This window comes from Bradyrhizobium ontarionense (assembly GCF_021088345.1).
Lineage (GTDB): Bacteria > Pseudomonadota > Alphaproteobacteria > Rhizobiales > Xanthobacteraceae > Bradyrhizobium > Bradyrhizobium ontarionense.
Map to the genome: position 1 here is coordinate 3,786,111 of NZ_CP088156.1, position 17,788 is coordinate 3,803,898.

Annotated in this window: 13 protein-coding genes; 7 read left to right on the top strand and 6 right to left on the bottom strand. The window is 66.2% G+C overall.

Annotated elements, in window-relative coordinates:
- Positions 1-303: 303 nt before the first annotated feature.
- Complete coding sequence (locus LQG66_RS17100; RefSeq protein WP_231327356.1) at positions 304-2,022, top strand: hypothetical protein; 1,719 nt, start codon at positions 304-306, stop codon at positions 2,020-2,022.
- A 615-nt stretch (positions 2,023-2,637) separates the two neighbouring features.
- Here the strand turns inward: LQG66_RS17100 and LQG66_RS17105 are convergent.
- Positions 2,638-4,356: an outer membrane beta-barrel protein gene (locus LQG66_RS17105; RefSeq protein WP_231327357.1), complete on the bottom strand. Its 1,719-nt coding sequence runs from the start codon at positions 4,354-4,356 to the stop codon at positions 2,638-2,640.
- A 427-nt stretch (positions 4,357-4,783) separates the two neighbouring features.
- Entirely contained in the window at positions 4,784-5,581 is a 798-nt protein-coding gene (locus LQG66_RS17110) for an SDR family NAD(P)-dependent oxidoreductase (protein ID WP_231327358.1), read from the bottom strand.
- Between the two features lie 85 nt (positions 5,582-5,666).
- On the opposite strand from LQG66_RS17110, the gene LQG66_RS17115 reads away from it, so the two are divergent.
- Positions 5,667-6,131, top strand: coding sequence for a MarR family winged helix-turn-helix transcriptional regulator (locus LQG66_RS17115; protein WP_231327359.1), 465 nt, complete (start codon positions 5,667-5,669; stop codon positions 6,129-6,131).
- Between the two features lie 293 nt (positions 6,132-6,424).
- On the opposite strand, the gene LQG66_RS17120 is transcribed toward LQG66_RS17115, so the two are convergent.
- From LQG66_RS17120 to trhA, 3 genes are all read right to left on the bottom strand, one after another.
- Entirely contained in the window at positions 6,425-7,390 is a 966-nt protein-coding gene (locus tag LQG66_RS17120) for an IS110 family RNA-guided transposase (protein WP_231327360.1), read from the bottom strand.
- An 825-nt stretch (positions 7,391-8,215) separates the two neighbouring features.
- A complete protein-coding gene (locus LQG66_RS17125; RefSeq protein ID WP_231327361.1) occupies positions 8,216-9,010 on the bottom strand; it encodes an SDR family oxidoreductase in 795 nt (264 codons plus the stop codon).
- 24 nt (positions 9,011-9,034) lie between these two features.
- Positions 9,035-9,730: a PAQR family membrane homeostasis protein TrhA gene (gene trhA, locus LQG66_RS17130; RefSeq protein ID WP_231327362.1), complete on the bottom strand. Its 696-nt coding sequence runs from the start codon at positions 9,728-9,730 to the stop codon at positions 9,035-9,037.
- Between the two features lie 190 nt (positions 9,731-9,920).
- Between trhA and LQG66_RS17135 the strand changes: the two genes are divergently transcribed.
- Together LQG66_RS17135 and LQG66_RS17140 are read left to right on the top strand one after the other, a co-directional pair.
- On the top strand, positions 9,921-11,384 hold the full coding sequence (locus LQG66_RS17135) for a YcjX family GTP-binding protein (RefSeq protein ID WP_231327363.1): 1,464 nt from the start codon (positions 9,921-9,923) through the stop codon (positions 11,382-11,384).
- Positions 11,381-12,409, top strand: coding sequence for a YcjF family protein (locus LQG66_RS17140; protein WP_231327364.1), 1,029 nt, complete (start codon positions 11,381-11,383; stop codon positions 12,407-12,409). The genes LQG66_RS17135 and LQG66_RS17140 overlap by 4 nt, the downstream gene beginning before the upstream one ends.
- 3 nt (positions 12,410-12,412) lie before the next feature.
- On the opposite strand, the gene LQG66_RS17145 is transcribed toward LQG66_RS17140, so the two are convergent.
- Positions 12,413-13,942: a glycosyltransferase family 39 protein gene (locus LQG66_RS17145; RefSeq protein ID WP_231327365.1), complete on the bottom strand. Its 1,530-nt coding sequence runs from the start codon at positions 13,940-13,942 to the stop codon at positions 12,413-12,415.
- 194 nt (positions 13,943-14,136) lie between these two features.
- On the opposite strand from LQG66_RS17145, the gene LQG66_RS17150 reads away from it, so the two are divergent.
- The 3 genes from LQG66_RS17150 to LQG66_RS17160 all read left to right on the top strand — a co-directional run bounded on the left by LQG66_RS17150 (position 14,137) and on the right by LQG66_RS17160 (position 17,787).
- Positions 14,137-15,870, top strand: a complete 1,734-nt coding sequence (locus tag LQG66_RS17150; protein ID WP_231327366.1) for an adenylate/guanylate cyclase domain-containing protein — start codon at positions 14,137-14,139, stop codon at positions 15,868-15,870.
- A gap of 257 nt (positions 15,871-16,127) precedes the next feature.
- On the top strand, positions 16,128-16,328 hold the full coding sequence (locus LQG66_RS17155) for a cold-shock protein (RefSeq protein ID WP_231327367.1): 201 nt from the start codon (positions 16,128-16,130) through the stop codon (positions 16,326-16,328).
- Between the two features lie 250 nt (positions 16,329-16,578).
- Positions 16,579-17,787 carry a CaiB/BaiF CoA transferase family protein gene (locus tag LQG66_RS17160; RefSeq protein WP_231327368.1) on the top strand — a complete coding sequence of 403 codons (1,209 nt, stop codon included), beginning with the start codon at positions 16,579-16,581 and terminating at the stop codon, positions 17,785-17,787.
- Position 17,788: the final 1 nt, after the last annotated feature.

A 17,788-nucleotide genomic window follows, 5' to 3' on the forward strand; every position in this document is an offset into this window, starting at 1 on the left:
TCAAGACATTCCAACGAACGCGACAACGCGTCGCACCCTCGGTGGCAACAGCATGGCGTGCCCCGAAATCAGCATCGACCCGCCCCATCGGTGGAACGGCGCTTTCCGCGGCAAGCATTTGTTTCAAAAGCTTTCTGCTGAATTCCGCCGGCGCCTTGCAGTCAAGCTGCCGCAAACACCGCGAAATCCTGCCGCGTCCTGGCGGGCGACGCCATGCCGCGTGCAAGGTCCGACCATCCTGCAATCAAAAATCATTGTCAAAAGGAACGCCATACGATTCAGCGTACCAAGGGAGTTGAGCGGATGGCGGACAAGAAGAACCTTCAAACCGCATCATCGAGGAACGACCTCTATCGCCACGTCAGCGTGCTGGCCCTGATGACCGCCCTGGCGATCACGGCGCTACCGCATCAGGCCAACGCGCTCGCCACGTCCGCGACCACCAACGCCGCAGCGCAGGCGGCGCAGAATGCTGCGGCCAAGGCGGCTGCGGCCGCCGCAGCGAAGGCCGCGCAGGATGCTGCAGCCAGGGCCGCTGCAACTGCCGCCGCCAAGGCGGCGCAGGACGCCGCCGCCAAGTCAGCCGCGAAGGCTGCAGCCACCGCCGCCGCCAAGGCTGCAGCCGACACTGCTGCGAAGGCCGCAGCCAGCGCAGCCGCCAAGGCGGCGACAACCGCAGCCTCCACGGCCGCGGCGAGCACGGCTGCCAAGGCTGCCGCGACGACGACCATGGCTGCGACCACCGCAACGACGACCACCGGCACGGCCGCCAAGCCGGCAGCTGCCACCACGACTGCCGCGACCACGAGCACGTCCACCAAGACGGCCACGGCAGCGACGACCGGCACGGCCAAGACCGCAGCCACGAGCACCGGCACCGGCACGGCGGCCAAGACCACGGCGGCCACCACCACCGTCGCGATCGCGAAGGCCACCGCGACACCTGCCGCCGCCGCGACCCCGGCCAAGGCCGCCGCCGCAGGCTCGTCGAGCAGCAACGACGCCGTCGCCAAGGCCAACGCCGCCGCACAAGCCGCAGCCCAGACCGCCGCGACCGCCGAAGCGCAGGTCGCCGCCGACCGCAAGGCGATCGACGCTGCACGCCAGGCCGAGCAGACTGCGCGCGGCGCCGCGATCGAGGCCCAGGAGCAGGCCGAGAAGAACCCGACCGCGGCCAATCAGGCGGCGGCCACAGCCAACGCTGCGAAGCTGACCGCGGCCTCCGCTGCGCTGCAAGCGGCCTTCACCAAGCTCGACAAGGACATCGACGTCTCCAACGAGGCCAAGGAAGCCGCCAACGCCGCCAAGGATACGGCGCGCGAGACCGCCGAGGCTGCCGGGAAGGCGGCTCAGCAGGCTGGCCAGGCTGCCGGCAACGCCAACAATGGCGGCACCGCCAATGCCGGCGGCACTGCCAACAACGGCGGCACCAAGCCCGCCGCCGGCAACCAGCAGAACCAGGCCGCCCAGGAGGCGGCCGAGCAGGCTGCACTGCAAGCCGCGCTAAAGACCGGTGAGCAGGCGCGTGCAGTCGCCCAGCAGAAGACCCAGGCCGCGCAGGCCGCCGCGACGCAGAACCAGAAGGCGGTCGAGGCTGCGCTGAACCAGAAGATCGGCGCGCTCGATGCGGCGACCGAAGCGGCCGAGCAGAAGGTGAATGCCGACCGGCAGGCACTGGAGCAGGCGCGTCAGGTGGCACAGCAGGCCAAGCAGGACGCGCAGGAGGCGGCCGAGGTCGTCGAGCGGGCCAACACGGCCGCAAACCAGGCCGCGCTTGCCGCCGCCAATGCCAAGGCACAGACCACGGCCAACACCTTCAACCAGGCCAATGCCACGCTGACCGCCGACAACCAGGCTCTGACCCAGACCCGCGAAGCCGGCGAGCAGCAGGAGCAGGCGCTACGCGCGACCGCTCAGCAGCAGGTCCAGGCCGGCTACACGGCGGCGCAGCAGGCAACCCAGGCCGCCTGGGCCGAGGCACAACAGATCGGCAACGCTGCGCTTGCCGCGCTCGAGCAGTAAGGCCGCTGCGCTCCGCGCCGCTCGCCCGGGCGGCGCGGACCGGACAACAACAAAAAGGCCGTGACAAGCCGCATGCCGAACCAACCGGGAACTGCGCACGCGGCGGGATCTAACCTCACCCGCCGCGTGAGATGCCCCCGGCCCCCATCCGCCCGGCATGCACTGCCCTGAGCCCCGCCCCCCTGCGGGGCTCATTTTTTTGGTTCTACTGCGTTACAAAGAGCCGCACAGTCGCGTTTTCACTGTCATTCCGGGGCAATCGTCAATGCGAAGGCGCGAAGCGGCTGCGCGTTGACGATTGAACCCGGAATCTCGAAATTGTTCAGAACAGACCCAAGACAAGATCGAGACAATATCGAGATTCCGGGTTCAAGGCCTGCGGCCTTGCCCCGGAATGCCGGTCATTGTGACGCAGTCGGATTAGTTGGGCGCCGCACCGGGCTTTCGATCTGGGTCGGCGCGGCCTCACCCGCCGCCCTTGTACGGCGCAGGCAGCCGCGTTCACGCTCCGCTCAGCACGGCTCTCGTCCGTATGCGTGGATGGCCTCGCATGAGAAGCATCCTGGCGACGATACCTCGCGTGCGCGGCGCCCGGGTCAAAGCCCGATCACACGCTCAGTACTGGAAGCGCACGCCGACGACGCCGACCACGGCCATGAAATTGTTGAGCGCTATGTTGGAGCGGGTCCACTCGGTGCGGATCTCGCTCTTCAGCTGAACGTTGCGGTTCATCTTGTAGGTGCCGCCGGCGGCGACGAACGTGCGCTGATCGGTCCGCCCGATGCCAACGAACTGATCCTGTCCATAGCCGCCGCGCAGCGTTCCGATCAGCCAGGGCTCGAACTGATGGTCGACCTGCATGATCACATCGCGCGACAGGATGCCCGAGACGTTCAATGCCGGCGTTTCCGACGCCTGCGAACGCGCCACGAGCACGAAGGTCGTGGTATCGGTCGCGGCCCAGGCCAAGGTCGCATCCGCGATCACGCCGCTGATGTTCGGCATCGCAGGCGAGTCCATGCGGCGCGTGAGGTAGCCGACCGACGCTTCGCCGGTCAGCGATCCCAGGTTGACGACCGCGCCGCCGCGCGCGGCAATGCCGCTGGAGTCGCGGCGCTGGCCGTTGAAGTCGACCTCCAGATCGTGGTTACGGCGATCGAAGCTCATGTCGATGAAGGGCGAGATGTTCGGCGTCAGCACATAGGTGACGCGGACCTGCGCGCCAGGCTGGGTATAGTTGCGGTCCTGCGTCCGCAGCGGGACGTTGGTCGTGATCATCGCATCATTGAAGACGACGCGATCGAGCGATCCCTTGAACGCGATCTCGGCCGGACCGAGCTTCTGCACCACGCCCGCGCTGCCGCCGAAGGTGGTGACGCGCGGCAGTTTCAGCAGGCCCGGAATCGTCAGCGCGTCATTGACGAAACGCGCTTCGCCGGTGATCGCGGTGCCCTCGGTGACGTCGTAGCGTCCCTGCGCGCGCGCCTCGAAGGTCGGATGGCTGATCGAACGGACGTTGGTGTCCTCGGTGTAGGCGCCCCGGAAATCGGCGTTGAGCTGATGCCGCTCCCATTGCGAGCGCACCGAGACTTCCGTTGCCACGATGGCGACCGGTGATCCCGGTCCGCCCGTTCGCCGGGTGGGATTGTTGTCATAGCCGGCCTGGATCTCGACCGCCGGCTTCACCAGGAACGACCCAACGGTCACGCCGGTCGGATCGTAGGGCTTGGCTTCGGCGGTGACCGGCGGCGGCTTCACGGTGTCGAGATTGCGATCGGGCAGGACGTCGCGGTTGCGCAGCACGCCCACCGGCTGGACAGCGGCGACGGCTTCGTCGGCCGGCGCTGGCTTTGCGGCAATCTGCTTCGGCGCCGCGCGGGCGATCTCGCGCGGCGGCTCGGTCTTCGGCACCATGGCGCCGCGAACCGGCTGGAACGCCGCCTGTGCGAACGCCGGGCTGCCGGTCGGCAGACCGCCCTTGCCCGCAGGCGTGAGCGGCGGCGCGCCGGCCTCGCGCACCGGACGCAACAGCGCACTGATGCTGCGCGGGTCCTGGCGCATCATCAGCGTGCGGCTGTCGTTCGCGATCCGGGGCACGTTGTAATAGATGCTGCGCGCGGTGACGTGGCGAAAGAACAAGCGATCGGACCGCCCCGGAACGACGTCCGTCGGCTTGGCCTTGATCGTCTGCTGCGCGGACGCGTCGGCCACCATGACGGCCAGAAGCAGCACCTCGACGAGCGCGAGCGTCACGCCCTTCTGGGTGCGCGTCAGGATCAGCCGCTTCGTCCGCACGGCGAACGCGCCGGTCTTGTGGGAATCGGAGGCTTGCAACGGAAAACCAGGCTACGCAGAACAACACGCGAGACGTCGGGCCACCGCCGCCATGACACATGCTCGATGCCTGCGACCGGTTCCCTTGACGTCCAGGTAGCCGACGAACGTCGGCGGAAATTGTGCCGAGCTGAGGAGATTTCATGCGAGATTGCGGATCATTTGCAGAACGGCGCTTCGACGCGATTCGAAGCGCCTGCAGACGTTCGCGGATAGAACTAATTAGTCAGGACGATGATGCGCGCAGTGACGATGCACGCAGTGATGCCGCACGCACGCCGCAACTCCTCTCCGATCTTGACGGAAATCCGGCGCGGCCCTGATGCCGTCTGACGATCGCCTGATGCCTCGGATCTGAAGTCCATGCCCCGCACGCCGCTTGCGAGCTTGGTCTCGTCGACCCGAATCGGCGATCGGATCGTCAGGCTCACGAGGCTAGAAATCCGCCATCGGCCGCGAGCACGTGGCCGACGACATAGGCCGACGCGTCCGACAGGAGCCACACCACGGCTTCTGCGATGTCCTCCGGCTGCCCGATCCGGCGCAGCGGCAGGCCCGCGGCCACGGTCGCGATATCGCCGACACCCGCACGCAGCATCATGTCGGTGACGACCCGTCCCGGCGCGATCGCGTTGATCCGCACGCCACGCGGCGCAGCCTCCATCGCGGCCGAGCGGGTCAGCGAGATGACCGCGGCCTTCGATGCCGAATAGAGCGCAAGCCCGGCGTTCGGATTGCGCACGCCGCTCACCGAGGCGTTGATCACGATGCGCCCCTGCCCGCGCGCATACATCGCCGCCAGTTGCGCGCGCAGACACAGGAATACCGAGCGCACATTGGCGTCGAACACGTCGTCATAGATCCCGCCACCCTGCTGCTCCAGCGGCGCACGCCGTTCCTGGAAGCCGGCATTGTTGAAGGCGGCGTCGAGCCGGCCATAACGATCGAGCGCGGTCGCGACCAGGCGCTCGACCTCCTCCTGCCGTGTCACGTCGGCTCTGACGGCGATGGCCTCGACGCCGAAGGCGCGGCAGTCCAAGGCTGCCGCTTCCAGCTCGGCCTCGCGCCGGCCGGCGATCAGCACCGCCTCGGCGCCTTCCGCCGCCATCCTGAGCGCCGCGGCCCGACCGATGCCGGAGCCGCCGCCGGTGACCAGGCAGACCTTGCCGCGCATCCGCCCCTCGGATGACACGGCGCTCCCGGCGCGAGCCACAGCGTTGCTCATCGCGCGCTCTCCACAACTCGATGCCCGGCGCGCCATTGCGCCGGAAATTTGTTGTATGATACAACTATCGTCGCTGGAGATCAAGATGACCGATGCCACACTGGTCGACGACATCCGTGCCGCTTCGCGCCTGATGGTGCGGGAGCTCGGCTTCATGGAAGCAACGGTGGCCGCGACCGACCATCCTCCGTCCGCTGTTCACACCATCCTGGAGATCGGCCTGCGCGGACCGATGACGGCGCTGCAGCTCGGCGAGATCTTGCATCTTGAAAAATCCAGCGTCAGCCGCATGGTGCGAAAGCTGATCGACGGCGGCGAGTTGCAGGAGATGATCGATCCCGGCGACGCCCGCATCAAGCCGCTATCGCTCACCGCCAAGGGACGGCGGACGCTGGCCGCGCTGCACGCATTCGGCCGCCAACAGGTTCGAGGCGCCCTGGCGTCGCTGTCGAAGACCGAGCAGCGCGCCGTGCGCGAGGGCCTGATCCTCTATGCCCGCGCGCTGAAGGCGTCGCGCTCCGCGGAAGAGGAGATGCAGCTGTCGCGTTGACGACGCGGCCGACGGGCAGATTGCGCATGCGGGCCATGACGAAACTGCCCGTCGTGTTGAAATGTCGCAGCGTGAAGCCTTGCGCCGTCGGGCAAATCAGGACGATCTTTCCGCGCATCCCGCCTCGATACGGAGCAACTGTGCTGTTGAGGTAGGCCGGCGAGCGGCCGGCCTCAAGGCTGGCGCGAGACGCGCCCCCGCCTTCGGCGGCTGAAGGCCTTGACCCCGTCCGCTCGCCGTCCTGTTGGCTTGGCATGCGCTCGGTCGTGGACCGAGCGCGGCATGGCGCTCGATCAGCTCACCGCAACGCGTGGTGGCTTAGGATTCCACTTCTCACCGCGGGCGATCATCGTGTTGAGGATGATGATCAGCTTGCGCATGCAGGCGATGAGCGCAACTTTCGGCTCCTTGCCCTTGGCGGTGAGGCGCTCATAGTAGGCCTTGAGCACCGGATTATGCTGGGTCGCTGCGCCGAGGCAGGGAAGAAACAGGCCGTTTCTCACCCAGCGCCGGCCCCCCTTGATGTGGCGCTCGCCTCGGCGCTTGCCGCTGTCATCGTCGTAAGGAGCGACCCCGATCAGGGCGGCGGCGATCTCGTCGCTCACCTTGCCGAGCTCCGGCGCTCCTGCAATGAGGATCGCGGAGGTCGTGCCGGCAAGCCCTGGCACAGTTTCGATGATCTCGGCGCGCTTGGCAAACTCCGGTGTGGCCTTGACCTTGGCCGAGATCGCAGCCTCGAGCTTCGCAATCTGTGCAGCGAGCGTCTTCAACACCTGGGAATGGGCCTTCTGCGCCAATCCCGGCACGACATGTTCGTTCTGGTTCTGCAGACGGGTTTTCAGATCCATCAGGTTCTTGCGTGCTTTCACCAGTCCCGCCAGTTCCTCGCGGGCAGCATCGTAGGTCTGGCTCGGTGCGTCGTTGAACGTCTCGGCGAACCAGGCGATCATCTCCGCATCGATCGTGTCGTTCTTCGCCAGTCGACCGGCCGATAGGGCAAAGTTGCGAACCCGCTTGGGATCGACGATCCGCACCTCTATCCCGGCCTGGCGCAACACCTTGGCCCACTCGCGCTCATAACCGCCGCTGGCCTCCATGACGGCCTTGTTCACCTTGTGCTTGCGAAGCAAGGTCAACAGCTGGCGGTGCCCGTGCGGAGTGCTCGGGAACGTCTGCCGTAGTCCGAGGCTGCGAATGCAGCCGTCCACCTTGTCCTTGGCCACATCGATGCCAGCGACACCGTTTGCGATTTGTGTCATCATCCACTCCCTTCCTTGCCTTGTATGGGCTCGAGGCCCTTGCAACTGTTCGGGTTGAGGAAGATCACCGGAGCTGTCCCTCGCTCTGAAACAGGCTCTGCTGCGTTTGGGGCGTTACGGGCTCAGATCCAGCGACGGGCGGTTTTGCGAGAACCGCCCGTTCGCATATTCTGACAGACTTTCTGAACACAAGGGGCGTTGCGCGCGATCGTCACGACACGCGAGGCGGGGATGCGGTGGCCGCGAGACGTCGCAGCATGTCCTTAACGGAGATGCGGACGAACGATGCTCTTGCGGACGTGAAGTTGCGTGGTCCTGGCGCCCCGACGCTGGCGCTAAGTTCGTGATGATGCTTGCGCATCGCGCGGACGACGGTGGCTAACAAGCCCGGACACCGGGGAGAGCGCGATATAAGCGTGAAGACCATCGCGCAGGGAATGCCGGGTTGATCCGGCAGCACCTGTGGTACCTGCCGCCTGCATTTTTTTTCGCAGGCGGGCCATGGGTGAAGCCCTCACCCGGCATTCCCTGCGCCCTTCGTTTGTCAGGAGGGACATGTCGACCGCAAGCCTCGGGCACAATCCGCCGCGAGACCGCACGGTCATGTCATCAGCTGTTTGAGATGTGAAATCGGGGCGAGCCTGAGTGACACTGCCGTAGGGTGGGCAAAGCGGCCGCCCGCAGGGCGGTCGCGTGCCCACCGTCGCGCCGCAGCTCGGAGCCTGATGGTGGGCACGGCGCGCGAGCGAGCGCGGCATGATGCACGCAGTATGGACGCACGCCTTTGCCCACCCTACTCGCTTATCCGCATGCGCACGCGGGCAACTACTTGCCGAACTCCTCGCGCATCTTCGCCTGGATCTTGGCCATGCCGGCGAGCCAGCGGTCGTAATTCTCGGTCTTCTTGCGCATGTAGCCGAGCACCTGCGGGTGCGGCAGGATCAGGAAGGTCTCCTCGGCGAGCCCCTTCAGCACGTCCTTCGCGACCCGCTCCGGCGTCAGGTCGCCGTCGCCGGATTGCGGCCCCTTCGGGATCGAGCGCAGCATGTCGGTGTCGACGCCCTGCGGGCACAGGATCGAGACCTTGATGTTGTCGGCCTTGTGCGAGATCGCGAGATTCTCGGCAAAACCGACCGCGGCATGCTTGGTGGTGGAGTAGGCAGCGCTACCGACCTGCGACAACAGGCCGGCCGCCGAGATCGTGTTGAGGAAATAGCCGCCGCCGCGAGACTTGTAGCGCGGAACGAGGTGCCGCGCGGCATAGACATGGGCCATCACATGGATGGCCCAGCTCCGCATCCACGGCTCGTCCGAAGCCCCGCCGACATTCACCGCCAGCGGATCGAAGCCACCGCCGATGCCGGCATTGGAGCAGAACAACGCGATCGGGCCGAATTGCCGTTCGGTCTCCTCGATCACGTGAAGGATGTCCTTCTCCTGCGCCACGTCGCATTTGAATGCGGCGCCGCCGATCTCGGCCGCGACCGCGCGCGCGCCTGCACCATCGAGATCGGTCACGATCACCTTGGCCGCGCCGGCATGCGCGAAGGCCTCGCACAGCGCCTTGCCGATGCCGCGGGCTCCACCAGTGACGACCACGTTCTTGCCGGTCACCTGCATGCGAAGCCCTCCTGGTGGAATTTTCTATGTCAGAACGAGATCGAGCACCGCAGTGTAGTGGCAGCCGGCGCCCAGCAGGACGAAACAATGCCAGATCGCGTTCTGGAAGCGCAAGCGGCGCCAGGAGTGAAAGATGACGCCCATACTGTAGAGAATGCCTCCCGCGAGCACGCAGGCCAGAACCGAGGTCGGCATGACGGCGACGACGCGGTCGTACATCATGATGCCGCTCCAGCCGAGCGCCAGATAGAGCCCGATCGACAGCGCGTCGAAGCGGCCCGGCCAGCGCAGCTTCAGCACGATGCCGAAAATGGCAACGCCCCAGACGCCGAGCAGCAGCGCCACCGAGAACAGCGTGTCCTTCAGCGCCGCGATGAACGGCGTATAGGTGGCCGCGATCAGCACGTAGATGGCGGAATGATCGAAGCGGCGCAGCACCCATTTGGTGGGCGACACCGGCCACAGATTGTAGGTTGCCGACAGGATCAGCATCGACAGCAGGCCGGCGACATAGACCGACACCACGACAATGTCGACCGGGCTGGCATAGATCGAGGTCAGCACCACGAGCACGGTCGCGGCCACCAGGCCGGCGGCGATCCCGAGGATATGGATTACGCCATCGACGATCATCTCGACCTTGTCGTAATTCCACCGCATCGCACCGGTGGCGGCATGGACGGAGGTCGAGGCGAACTGCTTCAGTTGGAATACGGTCATGTAGGAACCTGGCGTTGGCTTGCCGGGACAAACTTAGCTGGACGATTATGGTTTCCAGTGGTCAACGATCCGTTGAAGCTCCGGTTCTACCCGAAAACGCGCCGGAAATGTGAGCTTGAATCCCGGGTTTTGCATCGCCACCTCTCACAAGTCGCTCACGCCCTTTTCAACTCGCGAATTCTCCTCCCGCATGGTGTCTTTTTCTGAACTCGTCGACGAAGCGCGGCTTTCGGCCCGCGCCCTGCTCGATTATGGCGAGAGCTTCTTCAACCCGACCGTCCGGCTCGGCGTCACCGGGTTGTCACGGGCCGGCAAGACCGTGTTCATCACCGCGCTGATCCACGGGCTGATCCGGGGAGGACGCCTGCCCATATTCGAGGCGCAGGCCACCGGCCGCATTGCGCGCGCCTATCTGGCGCCGCAACCGGATGACGGCGTGCCGCGCTTTGCCTATGAGAGCCACGTGCGGGCGCTGGTCGCGGAGCGGCGCTGGCCGAGCTCGACGGTCGACATCAGCGAGCTCCGGCTGGTGATCGAATTCCAGCGCGCCAATGGTGCCGAGCGCACGCTGACCCTGGACATCGTCGACTATCCCGGCGAGTGGCTGCTCGACCTGCCGCTCCTGAACAAAAGCTACGAGCAGTGGGCGCACGAAAGCCTCGCGCTGTCGCGGAGCGAGCCGCGGGCACATCTGGCCGGGGACTGGCACGCGCAATTGGCCACACTCTCCGCCGAGGGCCGCGAAGACGAGCCGGCGACGCTCGAGGCGGCCCGTCTGTTCACCGAGTACCTGCGCGCCTGCCGCGACGACCGCTTCGCCATGAGCCTGTTGCCACCGGGACGATTCCTGATGCCAGGGAATCTCGCGGGATCGCCGGCGCTGACCTTTGCGCCGCTCGATGTGCCGGCCCACGGCCACGCGCCTGACGCCTCGCTGTGGGCGATGATGGTGCGCCGCTTCGAGGCCTACAAGGACATCGTGGTCCGGCCGTTCTTCCGCGACCATTTCGCGCGGCTCGATCGCCAGATCGTGCTGGTCGACGCGCTCTCGGCGTTCAATGCCGGACCGGAGGCGCTGCATGATCTCGAGGCCGCGCTGACCGGCATTCTCGACTGCTTCCGCGTCGGCCGCAGCTCGGTGCTGTCGACGCTGTTCCGGCCCCGCATCGACCGCATCCTGTTCGCGGCCACCAAGGCCGATCATCTGCATCACACCAGCCACGACCGGCTGGAGGCCGTGCTGCGGCGCGCCGTCAACCACGCCGTGGCCCGCGCCGAGAGCACCGGCGCCGACATCGACGTCGTGGCGCTGGCCGCTGTGCGGGCCACGCGCGAAGCGCTGGTCGCGCGCGGCCGCGACAAGCTGCCGTCGCTGCTCGGTACCCCCGCCGCCGGCGAAAGCGCCAATGGCGAGATCTTCGACGGCAACACCGAGGTGGCGACGTTTCCGGGCGAGCTGCCTGTGGATGCCGAGGAGCTGTTCAAGGGCGGTGCCTATCGCGGCCTGTCCAGCGCCGACGCCGATGGGACCGATTTCCGCTTTCTTCGCTTCCGCCCGCCTTTGCTGGAGCCCGACGCTGGCGGCGAGCCCGCTTTTCCCCATATTCGTCTCGACCGCGCCCTTCAGTTCCTGATCGGAGACCGGCTGCAATGAGCGAACGCGCCAAGCCACGTCGCCCCCAGACGTTCCGGCTCGATGATCCCGACGTCGTGGTGGTCGATGCAGAGGATACCGGCCGGCCGGGCCGCGGCACGATCCAGATCACGCCGGAAGCCGACCCCGCGCAATTGCCGGTGCCGGTCGAGGTCGTGCTGCCGGCGCGGCACGGCTTCCGCTGGGGTGCCCTTTTTTGGGGATCGGTGGCCGGCCTCGTGCTGCTCGGCCTCGGCCTCGGCGTCACGCATCTGATCGAGGATCTGTTCGCCCGCAGCGAGGCGCTCGGCTATCTCGGCGCTGGGCTAGCCGCCGCCGCCGCGGTCGCGCTCGCCGCCGTGATCGCGCGCGAAACCTTTGGGCTGGTGCGGCTGGCCACGATCGAGAAGCTGCATCAGCGCGCCGCCGCGGTGCTCTTGTCCGACGATCGCGCCGAGAGCCGCGAAGTCATCGCCGAGCTGCTGCGGATCGCACATGCGAATCCGCGACTGGCGCGACCGCGCGCAGAGCTTGCTGGCCATGCGGACGACATCATCGACGGCAGCGACATGATCAAGCTCGCCGAGCGCGAGCTGATGACGCCGCTCGACATCGAGGCGCGCCGGCTGGTCTCGGTGGCGGCGCAACGGGTGTCGGTGGTCACGGCGGTGAGCCCGCGTGCGATGATCGACGTGCTGTTCGTGTTCGTGGCGTCGCTGCGGCTGATCCGCCAGCTCGCGCGGCTCTATGGCGGCCGCCCCGGCGCACTCGGCATGATCAGCCTGCTACGCCACATCATCGCCCATCTCGCGATCACCGGCGGCATGGCAGCGAGCGACAGCCTGATCCAGCAGGTGCTGGGCCACGGCATCGCTGCAAAACTGTCGCAACGGCTTGGCGAGGGCGTGCTCAACGGCCTGCTCACGGCACGGCTCGGCCTCGCGGCGATCGACGTGACGCGGCCGCTGCCGTTCACGGCGTTGCCGCGGCCGGCACTGGCCGATCTCGCCAAGGACCTGCTGCGCAAGCGGGAGGATGAGGAGTGATGCTCAGCCGCGGGCAGTGGAGTCGGGATCACCGGCGAGCCAGCGCCATTGGTACAATGGCGATGTCGGTGGCGGCGACAGGTCGGGCGTCCATCCCGTCAGCTTCTCGAGCGCGTAGGTGTCCATGACCGTGCCGCGCCACGTCCGCTGCACGCTGCCGAGCGGCTCCCGGCGCGCGGTCGTGTCAGTCCACACCCGACCGCTGTTGTCCGGCTCGCGCACGACGTAGAGGCCGGGATGTCCTGCGATCAGGCTCATGCCGGGATCACGAAAGCCCAGGAAGCGGGCGCGCTCATTGATCTGGACGACCGGCACGCGCCCCCTGAAGAACCAGCGCAGCATCGCATAGGTGCGGTAGTCGGAGGTGGCGATCCAGGTGGCGCCGGTGCTCGCCAGTTCTTCTTCGGCCCGCGCCGCCACCTGCTGGTACCCCGCCTCGCCGCCAATGGGATCGGCCCTGCCGAGGAAATTCCAGGGTGCGGCGACATAATAGAGGAAGATCAGGACGACCATGGCGATGCCCGTCCCGACAGCCGCGCGCGCCCAGCCGATAGTCGAGCGGATCATCCATTTCGGCCAGCCTTCCTGCGGCAGCCGTACGATGTTGATGGCGACCGCCGCAAACCCGATCGGCCACATGAACATCGGCCAGGTATCGCCGATCCGCAGGGTGAGCGACTTCCACAGGAAGTACAGGAATGGCACGAGCACCGCGGTGGACAGCAGGATCGCAACAGGCTCGCGCGTGCGATAGCCACGCCACGCCGTGAGCGTCAGCGCCGACAGCGTGACGGGCAACAGGATGAATCCGACCTGTCCGAGTTGCAGTCCGATATAGTCGCCGAGCGTCCGAAAGGAAAAATCGCGCGGCGCGGTGGCGCGAACGAGTTGAAACCAGAACGACGCCCAGTCGTGCTGGGCGTTCCAGATCAGCACAGGCGAGAACACCGCCAGAGCGATCAGCGCGCCGCACCAGGGATAGGGACTGAAAAGCCAGCGGCGACGCCAGGCGGGAACGAGCAGGAACGCCGCCACCGCCGGCAACAGCATGACCACGGTGAACTTCGACAGCAGCGCCAATCCGCCGAACAGGCCGGCGGCGAGCCACCAGCGGCCGTCGCCGCTCTCGGCAAGTCGGACCAGGGCGCAGATCATCGCGAGCGCAAACGGGATCGCCGCGATATCGGGCGCAACCTTGGCCATCAGCAGGCCATAATACAGCGCCGCCTCCGGCAGCAGCACCGCGAGAATCACGGCCCTGACATTGTGTGTGACGCGGCGGACGATGTCGGCGAGCAGCAGCTGCGATGCGCCCATCGCGAGGATACCTGCGAAGCGAACGCCGAGATTGGTATCGCCGAACAGCGTGGTTCCCAGCCGGATGAACCAGGCGATCATGGGCGGATGATCGAGGAAGCAGAGCTGCAGCTCTTTCGACCAGGTCCAGTAATAGGCCTCGTCGGTGCGCAGATCGAGCGCGCTCGCGTAAACGATGCGGATCATCGTCATCGCCGCGATCACGACCGCCGCCATGAGCCACGCGGCGCGCGTGGACCGAGGATGTGGACTGTCGATGCTGGGGGAAATGGCCGTCACGCGGTGCTTTTCCCCGACTCCGTCGGGCGAGTCAACGCTCCCCCGGCACCGCCGGCCCGCCTCCGCAACCCGCCCTCTAGGCCATCAGGGAATAAATCTCTAGCATCGCGGTTCACGATGACACGGACCCCATGACCATTTCGATTTCCCATCGGTTGCGAACTGCCTTTCGCGGCATCGGCGTGCGGCAGCTGCGACTCATCTGCGGCATCATTCTGTTCAGCTATCTCCTCAGTCATTTCCTCAATCATGCGCTCGGCAACATCTCACTGCAGGCGCTTGGCGAGGGCCTCTACTATCACGTCAGGTTCTGGCAATTCCCGCCGGTCGCCGTGCTGTTCTATTCGGCCATTCTCGTCCATGGCGGCCTCGGCGTCTGGGCGCTCTATCAACGCCGACAGTTCAGCCGCAGAACGCTGGAGCCGCTGCAACTCGTCCTGGGTCTGAGCATCCCGGCGCTGATCTTCGCCCATATCGCCGGCGTCCGCCTCGGTCAGACCCTCTACGGACATGAGAAGCTCTACCCGCAGGTTCTGTATTCCTATTGGACTGGGCCGTCCTGGCGCGTCTGGCTGATGACGGCCTCACTGCTGACGTCATGGACCCACGGCTGCATCGGCCTGCATGGCTGGCTGCGTCTGAAGCCATTCTACAGGCGGATCGCGCCGGGACTGCTCGCCTGCGCCGTTCTGATCCCGGCGCTGGCCCTGCTCGGCTTCTACCGCGGAGGCCGTGACGTCATCGCGACGAGCGCGACAGCGGAGTGGCGCGCCGAAAATCTGTCCAAGAAGCAGATGGGCACGCCTTCCGAGCAGGCGACCCTCGAAACCATCATGAACGGTTTCCTGATCGCCTATCTCGGCCTGATCGGGGTCGTGCTCACAGCGCGCGGCGTCCGCGCCTTGCATGAGCGCCGTGGCGGCATGCTCACGCTGTCCTACAACAACGGCCGGACCATCCGGGTACCGAAGGGTCTTTCCGTGCTCGAGGCCAGTCTGCGCAACAACGTTCCGCATGCCAGCATGTGCGGCGGCCGCGCCCGCTGTTCGACCTGCCGCATCAGGGTAATCGGAGATTGCAGCGCGCTGCCGGCGCCTTCGCCGCGCGAAGCCTTCGTGCTGACCCAGGTCGGCGCCGCGGATCCTTCGATCAGACTGGCCTGCCAGCTGCGTCCCACGGGTGACCTCTCCTTCTTTCAGCTATTCATGCCGAACCTGACGCCAAGCGGGCACAGCGGCCCAAGGGCCGGGATCGGGCAGGAACGCTATCTCGTGAGCCTGTTCGTCGACATGCGGGGATCGACCAGCCTCGCCGAGAAGCGGTTGCCGTTCGACGTCGTGTTCATCGTCAACCGTTTCCTTGGCGCGGTGTCACAGGCGGTCCTGACGAATGGCGGCCAGCCCAACCAGTTCATCGGCGACGGCATGCTGGCGCTGTTCGGCCTCTCGGTCGATCCGCATATCGCGTGCGGGCAGGCCATCCAGGCAGCCCGGGACATCGCCGCCAACATCGCCGAGCTCAACGGCTTCCTGAGCCATGATCTGCACGAGCCGATCCGCTTCGGCATCGGCATTCACGGCGGCGAAGTGATCGTCGGCGAGATCGGCTACCGTGATCACATGGTGTTCACCGCGCTTGGCGATTCCGTCAACGTGGCGTCACGGCTGCAGGACCTGACGAAGACTCTCGGCTGCCAGGTGATCATTTCCGAGGACGTCTGCGCGCGGGCGGGACTTGCCGCCGGCGCACTGCCGCAGCAGGAAGTGGAAATCCGCGGCCGCGCCGAACCGATGCACGTACGAACGGCCACGGATGCGTCCGACCTCGCAGCGCAGAACTCATCGGACGAGGGTGCCGCGGCATGAGACGGCGCGTTGAACCTGATTGCGGACTACGCCGTCATACGCAGAACGGTTGCAGTGGATCAGTAGTGGCCGGCGAGACGATGGGCAGCGCGGCGTTCAAAAGCCGCAAAGCCGCCATGATATCGGTCACTTCGGGCCAAAGGCCGCCCGCTGTTTGCGCTATCAAGCCTGTCCCAACCGCAGTAGTCTCGAATTCCGGGCCTGATGGTTTGCGGGGACCGCCGGCTCGATCTGGATTGATCCCGCGGAGGCAAGGTATGGCTAAAGGTACGGTCAAGTGGTTCAACCCGACCAAGGGCTATGGTTTCATTCAGCCCACGGCCGGGGGCAAAGACATCTTCGTCCATATCTCTGCAGTGCAGAAGGCGGGGCTCACGACCCTCAACGAAGGCCAGACGATCGAGTATGACGAGATTGCCAACCGCGGCAGGAGTTCGGCCGAGAACCTGAAAGTGTAGCGGACGCCGTGCAGCGCCATTCCGCCTCGTGGCCTCTCGGCGCGCACCGTCCTCTCACCAAGCCATCGCAAGTCCTGAAAATCACGACAAGACAGGAGCGGTGCCCGCTCCTGATCATATCTACGTTTGTTTGTAGTTTCAGCTCACGCCGCACCATTGCCTCGACTGCCCGACCTGGGTCAAATGGGTATCGAACCGCGCCAAGAACGAATTCCAGCACGCGGAAAGCAATAAATGGGAGCGACACCTCATGGACGACCAAGGGATTTTCCACGGCCTGAAGGTGCTGGACTGCGCAAGCTTCATTGCAGCTCCCGCCGCGGCGACCGTTCTGTCGGACTTCGGTGCCGACGTGATCAAGATCGAGCCGCCCGGCGCCGGCGACCCCTATCGCAACCTGCCGAACCTGCCCGGCTATCCGCGCAGCGAGCATAACTACGCCTGGTATCTCGAGGCCCGCAACAAGCGCAGCATCGCACTCGATCTATCGAAACCCGAAGCCCAGGCCGTGTTACGGCGCCTCGTCAGCGAGGCGGATGTTTTCATCACCAATTTCCCGCCCTCGGTACGAGCCAAGCTCGGCCTCACCCATGAGAAGCTCGCGCCGTTGAACGAGCGGCTGATCTATGCGTCGTTCACCGGCTACGGCGAGAAGGGCGAAGAAGCCGACAAGCCGGGCTTCGACAGCAACGCCTATTGGGCGCGGTCCGGGCTGATGGATCTGGTGCGTGCCGACGAGACCACGACACCCGCTCGCTCCGTGGCCGGCATGGGCGACCATCCTTGCGCGATGGCGTTCTACGGCGCGATCGTGACCGCGCTCTACCAGCGTGAGCGGACCGGCAAAGGCTGCCACGTCGCCTCCAATCTGATGGCGAACGGCGTCTGGGCGGCGTCCGTCCTGGCCCAGGCCAAGCTGTGCGGCGCGACCTTCGTCGAGCGGCGGCCGCGCGAGCGGGCCCTGAACGCGGTTGCCAACCACTACAAATGCCAGGACGGCCGCTGGATCATGCTGTCGCTCCTCAACGAGGAGAAGCAGTGGCCGGTGCTCGCCCGCTGTCTCGGCCGCGAAGACCTGATCGACGATCCGCGCTTTGCCACCAAGGCGGACCGCCACGCCCGCTCGGTCGAGCTGATCCACGAATTCGACGCGGTATTCGCAACGAAGCCGCTGGCCGAGTGGCGTAAAGCCCTGGACGGCAGCGGTCTCGTGTTCGGCGTGGTCGGCATCCTCGATGACATTCCGACCGACAGGCAGATGATCGAGAACGAGGTCCTGGTACCGTTCGAGAACGACACCATGCTGACCGTCAACAGCCCGATCTGGATCGACGGCCAGCGCAAGGTCGCCCCGCGCAAGCCGCCCGGCGTGGGCGAGCACAGCGACGACATCCTGCGCGGCGCCGGCTTCGACGACGAGGCCATCCGCGCGTTGCGCGCACGCGGCGCGGTGGGCTGAT

What these genes read in the sequence shown, in the direction of transcription:
- LQG66_RS17100 (WP_231327356.1), top strand. Translation starts at nt 304, where the DNA reads ATGGCGGACAAGAAGAACCTTCAAACCGCATCATCGAGGAACGACCTC.
- LQG66_RS17145 (WP_231327365.1), bottom strand. Translation starts at nt 13,942, where the DNA reads ATGGCGGCGGTCGTGATCGCGGCGATGACGATGATCCGCATCGTTTAC.
- LQG66_RS17125 (WP_231327361.1), bottom strand. Translation starts at nt 9,010, where the DNA reads ATGCAGGTGACCGGCAAGAACGTGGTCGTCACTGGTGGAGCCCGCGGC.
- LQG66_RS17120 (WP_231327360.1), bottom strand. Translation starts at nt 7,390, where the DNA reads ATGACACAAATCGCAAACGGTGTCGCTGGCATCGATGTGGCCAAGGAC.
- LQG66_RS17115 (WP_231327359.1), top strand. Translation starts at nt 5,667, where the DNA reads ATGACCGATGCCACACTGGTCGACGACATCCGTGCCGCTTCGCGCCTG.
- LQG66_RS17110 (WP_231327358.1), bottom strand. Translation starts at nt 5,581, where the DNA reads ATGAGCAACGCTGTGGCTCGCGCCGGGAGCGCCGTGTCATCCGAGGGG.
- LQG66_RS17135 (WP_231327363.1), top strand. Translation starts at nt 9,921, where the DNA reads ATGGTGTCTTTTTCTGAACTCGTCGACGAAGCGCGGCTTTCGGCCCGC.
- LQG66_RS17160 (WP_231327368.1), top strand. Translation starts at nt 16,579, where the DNA reads ATGGACGACCAAGGGATTTTCCACGGCCTGAAGGTGCTGGACTGCGCA.
- trhA (WP_231327362.1), bottom strand. Translation starts at nt 9,730, where the DNA reads ATGACCGTATTCCAACTGAAGCAGTTCGCCTCGACCTCCGTCCATGCC.
- LQG66_RS17150 (WP_231327366.1), top strand. Translation starts at nt 14,137, where the DNA reads ATGACCATTTCGATTTCCCATCGGTTGCGAACTGCCTTTCGCGGCATC.
- LQG66_RS17155 (WP_231327367.1), top strand. Translation starts at nt 16,128, where the DNA reads ATGGCTAAAGGTACGGTCAAGTGGTTCAACCCGACCAAGGGCTATGGT.
- LQG66_RS17140 (WP_231327364.1), top strand. Translation starts at nt 11,381, where the DNA reads ATGAGCGAACGCGCCAAGCCACGTCGCCCCCAGACGTTCCGGCTCGAT.